Here is a 4516-nt window from a genome sequence, read left to right as displayed (position 1 = left end):
CCCGTCCGGCCCGAAGATCAGGCCCCGCAGCAGGGCCGGGGTCTGCCGGCGGTTCTGGTTGCCGCGGATCCGCGGGCTCTCCTGCAGGATGACGTGGACACGGTCCCATAGCTCTCGCGGCACGATGGCGCGATGCTCGCCGGGGAAGACCTGGCCCTTGTGCGCCACCTCGCCGAGGTAGCTTCGGTTGTTCAGCACCCGGTACAGCGCCCCCTTGTCGAAGGGCCGGCCGGTCTTCGTCAGCACGCCCTCGGCGCGCAGCCGCCGGACGGCCTCCACGCCGGAGCCGGTTTCGGCGAAGAGCTCAAATACCCGTCGTGTCCTCGCCGCCTCGGCCTCATTCACCACCAGCTTGCGGTCGCGCACCTCGTAACCGAGCGGGACCGAGCCGCCCATCCACATGCCGCGGGCCTTCGAGGCGGCGATCTTGTCCTGCACCCGCTCCCTGATCACCTCGCGCTCGAACTGGGCGAAGCTGAGCAGGATGTTCAGCGTCAGCCGCCCCATGCTGGTCGTTGTATTAAAGCTTTGCGTTATTGAAATAAAAGTGACGCTGTGGGTGTCGAACACCTCCACCAGCTTGGCGAAGTGCATGAGCGAGCGGCTGAGGCGGTCGATCTTGTAGACCACTACCACGTCAACCCGGCCGGCTTCGATGTCGCGCAGCAGACGCTGCAGGGCCGGCCGTTCGAGGGTGCCACCGGAGACGCCGCCGTCGTCGTAGTGGTCCGGCACCAGCACCCAGCCCTCGGCGCGTTGGCTGGCGATGAAGGCTTCGCAGGCGTCGCGCTGGGCGTCGAGGCTGTTGAACTCCTTCTCCAGCCCCTCCTCGGTGGACTTCCGGGTGTAGATGGCGCAGCGGAGCTTCTTCACCGTGGCCGGCATGGCGGCCTCAGCCGCGGCGGTCGCCTTGCGCCTGCTCATGCCTGCCCCCGCTGGTTCTTCAGGCCGAAGAAGCTCCAGCCGTTCCAGCGGGTGCCGGTGATCGCGCGGGCGATGGCGGAGAGGGAGCGGTAGGGGCGGCCCTCGTACTCGAAGCCGTCCTGCAGCACGGTGACGGTGTGCTGGACGCCCTGGTACTCCCGGACCAGCCGCGTGCCGGCGATCGGCCGGTCCTCGCCGGCGCGGATGCGGCGGAGGACGACGTTGCCGCCGTCCAGCTGCTCGCCGAGCGCTTCGAGCCGGGCCACGGTCTCCGGCTTTAGGCCGCCATACGCCAATTCTTGTATGCGGTATGCGAGCCGGCTCTCCAGGAACTTCCTGTTGTAGGGCGGCGGTTCGGTGCCGCAGTGCTCGCGCCACTGCTGCTTCAGCTCGGCAATGTCGGCCGTCTGCAGGGCCGCCAAGCGGGGCAGCACACTGGCTGGTGGGATGCTGGTGACCACCGGCACCGGCGTGGCCGCCTGCTGCTTCTCGTGCTTCGCGCGTTTTGTCATGCCTGTCTCCGACGACGCGGGTGGGCATGACGGCGCTGCCAGGGCGCGGAGTGTAGGCAACCTTCTCCCTGGTCCCGAGCCTGTTCGGTGTCGCGGGCAAGTTCCTCGGCAGCGCGGCTGCGGAGCCGCAGGAGGCCGGCGGCGAGGATGGCGCAGACCTCGCGGAGGTGGGGAGGGAGGTGGTGATTGAGGGGGTGGATTAGCGGGCTGGGCACGCCCAGGTCATGGCAGAGCCGCCGCTAAGCGCGCAATGCACTGATTGCAGGACTAGTGGTTCACGCTAACGCTTGGTACCCGTCTCAAGGTCGGAGAAGGGCGGGAGGGCGCGCGATGGACGACGATGGAGGACCGGTTCTCTACGGCGCGCCCTACAGCGTGTACGTGCGCGCCGCCCGCCTCGCGCTGGCCGAGAAGGGCGTCGCCTACCGGCTGGTGCCGGTCGACGTGTTCGCCCCCGGCGGCCCACCGGCCGGGTACCTGGAGCGGCACCCGTTCGGGCGCATCCCGGCCTTCGAGCACCGAGGCTTCCGACTGTACGAAGCGGGCGCCATCACGCGCTACGTGGATGAGGCGTTCCCCGGGCCCGCCCTGCAGCTGGCTTCGCCGGAGGCACGGGCCCGGGTGAACCAAGCGATTAGCGTCCTCGATGCCTACGCCTACCGCACGCTCGTGTGGGACATCTACGTCGAGCAGGTCGTCGCCCCGGCGCAAGGGCGGGAGCCGGACGAGACGCGGATCCGCGCCGCCCTGCCGCGGGCGGCAACCTGCCTGGGCGCCCTTGAGCAGATCATGGGGCTGGGACCGCACCTGGCCGGCGCGGCGCTGACGCTGGCGGACCTGCACGCCGCGCCAATGTTCGCCTGCTTTGCCAGTGCGCCGGTGGCTGGGCCGCTGCTCGCGGCGCGCCCCAGACTGGGGCGGTGGTGGGAGGGCATCGCGGGCCGCTCCAGCATGGCGGCCACCGCCGTCGCCTGAGCCCCTTGGAGACCCCGGAGGTCCGCAGTGGGTCGAACCCGGCGGTTCGCATCGGGTACCAAGCGTCTGGCGCGTACCACTAGTGGGTCACTTGCCTCACGCTGTGCCATTCCAGCCGGGCACGGCCACGCGGTGATGCCGGTCACCTCGCCACCCGGAAGCAGTCAATATGCCGTATTTCGAGGCAAGCAACCCGCTAGGGCCCAGGCGCCGGTCGGCGAAGAGGGTTGGCGGCCGCCATCCGCGGCACCTTTTCATTAACTATCGAAATCAAGTACATCCCATAATTTTGAGCGCTCGGCGGCTCCAAGGTTGCTATGGTTAAAGCATTACAGAGGTTCCGATATTAGGAGCCCACCACAGACAGTTGGATGACCCAACTACAGGGGGCGTCGCTTCCTACGCGGCCTCACTGTTTTCTGTGTAGATATTTTAACTGCTTTGGATCCAGTTGCCGGGGCACGACGTGGTTTTCCACAATCCCATTGCGAGGAGCCTGCAATGCCACAAGAGCCTTCCGCTCGGCCGGTCGCAACGAGGGCCCGCTTCCATTACGGGGAATTCGGGGAAGTCTGGCGGCTGATTCAATGGATCTATGCGAAGCAGGAGAATGACAGCCGGGTGCGGGTGGCGTACAGACGCGCGCTTTTCCGCAGCAACCTCGCGTGCGTCTTCGCACAGATCGAGGCTGTTCCCGAGTGCAGGGCGCCGATGCTCCGTTCGCTGATCGACTACGCGAGCGGGTCGAGCGGATTGGACGGTCTGGAGTCGATTTTGCTGACGCTGCTGGTGAGCAGCAACCGCGTCCAGGACCAGTCACTCTTCCAGCAGGGATTGGCGGCGTGGAAGAAATACGGCGCCGTCACGCGCGTGCCCGGGGCTGGCCCGATGTGCTTCTACAACGTCAGCAACCGCAAGCTGTCTTTCTTTTCCAGGAAAGTCGCGAGATCATTGCGAAGCGGCGGGGACAAGTTCGAGATCCTGGCCTATGAAAGCAAGATTGGACAGTCGCTTGAGTCCCTCGCGGTCTTGTCCTTGGACGACCCCTTCGGCATCGGCGTCCGCGGAACGCGTTCCCTGGAGCGGGAGGCGGCGGACGGACCGGAGTCAAGGACCACGGCGGTGTTCAAGGCGGAATGCCGCGTGACCGGGGCCGCCCTCGTCGCAACCGGGGTGCTGTACGAGGTCATCCCTATCCCGGAGCCGTTCCACGTGGTGGTTGGCACGGCGTACATCCTCACGGGGCTCGTCCTGGAAGCCATTCCCGAAGTGATGGATCTGGCGCAGGCCGTCCAGGACCTGTCGTCCAGTGAGGTTGACCTGCCGCCGGACGACCAGCCGGATATCGACAGCGGCGTGGTCGTCGGCGGAACCGACGCCGACGGCTCCGAAGGGGTAGGCGTCTATGACGACGGTGGAGATTGGGACGACCCAATAGATCAGGGCGGTCCGGATGGCGGCGTCGATGAGGATGGAGGGGGAGGCTGCTTCATCGGCGACACCCTCGTCTCGATGGGGGACGGCTCGTACAAGCCAATCTCCGATGTGGCCGTCGGAGACGAGGTGATCGCATGGCACGCCGGAGCCTCCTGTATGGCCAAATGCAAGGTCACCACGGTCCATAGACACGAAGCAAACGACCTGATCCGGCTGGCGGTTGGACAGGACAACCTCGGCGTGACCGCGATGCACCGGTTTGCGACCGGGATTCAGCCATTGCAGTTCACGAGCGCCCGGGGGCTCGCGTCGGGCCACTGTGCAGTGGACGCGCAGGGGGCCGAGATACCGATTCACGCCGTTGCCCGCGGGGCGGTGCGCGCAACGTCGGTCTACAATCTCTCGGTCGAGGACGCGCACACCTATTACGTTGGCACAGGCCGCATCTTGGTTCACAATCTGAAGGACAACGAGCCGGAAGAGCCGATCTGGGAGGCAGAGGATTGATCTCCGTACCTTCCTGACCGCTTTCCGCATCCTGTTTCCGCAGGCATCCTGGATTCCGCCACAGTGCCTGCGGGGCAGCCCTGGTTGCTCGCGCACCTCCCGGGCGGAGCCCGGGCCACACCGGCCTAGCGTCCGGGTCAGTCTGCCCGCAATACGTGGGC

The 4516-nt window shown here is 66.7% G+C and carries 4 protein-coding genes; 2 read left to right on the top strand and 2 right to left on the bottom strand.

The features are described from left to right. Both Q7A36_RS38510 and Q7A36_RS38505 read right to left on the bottom strand, forming a co-directional pair. On the bottom strand, positions 1-924 hold a 924-nt coding region (locus Q7A36_RS38510; RefSeq protein ID WP_305109085.1), incomplete at its 3' end, for a recombinase family protein. Further along, positions 921-1436: a DUF2924 domain-containing protein gene (locus Q7A36_RS38505; RefSeq protein WP_305109084.1), complete on the bottom strand. Its 516-nt coding sequence runs from the start codon at positions 1434-1436 to the stop codon at positions 921-923. The genes Q7A36_RS38505 and Q7A36_RS38510, both read right to left, overlap by 4 nt. A gap of 330 nt (positions 1437-1766) precedes the next feature. On the opposite strand from Q7A36_RS38505, the gene Q7A36_RS38500 reads away from it, so the two are divergent. Continuing rightward, entirely contained in the window at positions 1767-2411 is a 645-nt protein-coding gene (locus Q7A36_RS38500) for a glutathione S-transferase family protein (protein WP_305109083.1), read from the top strand. 501 nt (positions 2412-2912) lie between these two features. Next, positions 2913-4355, top strand: a complete 1443-nt coding sequence (locus tag Q7A36_RS38495; RefSeq protein WP_305109082.1) for a Hint domain-containing protein — start codon at positions 2913-2915, stop codon at positions 4353-4355. Positions 4356-4516 lie beyond the last annotated feature (161 nt).

This window comes from Paracraurococcus lichenis, from assembly GCF_030657435.1.
GTDB classification, from domain to species: Bacteria; Pseudomonadota; Alphaproteobacteria; order Acetobacterales; family Acetobacteraceae; genus Paracraurococcus; species Paracraurococcus lichenis.
This window is presented reverse-complemented; position numbering and strand designations above follow the sequence as displayed.

What these genes read in the sequence shown, in the direction of transcription:
- Q7A36_RS38505 (WP_305109084.1), bottom strand. Translation starts at nt 1,436, where the DNA reads ATGACAAAACGCGCGAAGCACGAGAAGCAGCAGGCGGCCACGCCGGTG.
- Q7A36_RS38500 (WP_305109083.1), top strand. Translation starts at nt 1,767, where the DNA reads ATGGACGACGATGGAGGACCGGTTCTCTACGGCGCGCCCTACAGCGTG.
- Q7A36_RS38495 (WP_305109082.1), top strand. Translation starts at nt 2,913, where the DNA reads ATGCCACAAGAGCCTTCCGCTCGGCCGGTCGCAACGAGGGCCCGCTTC.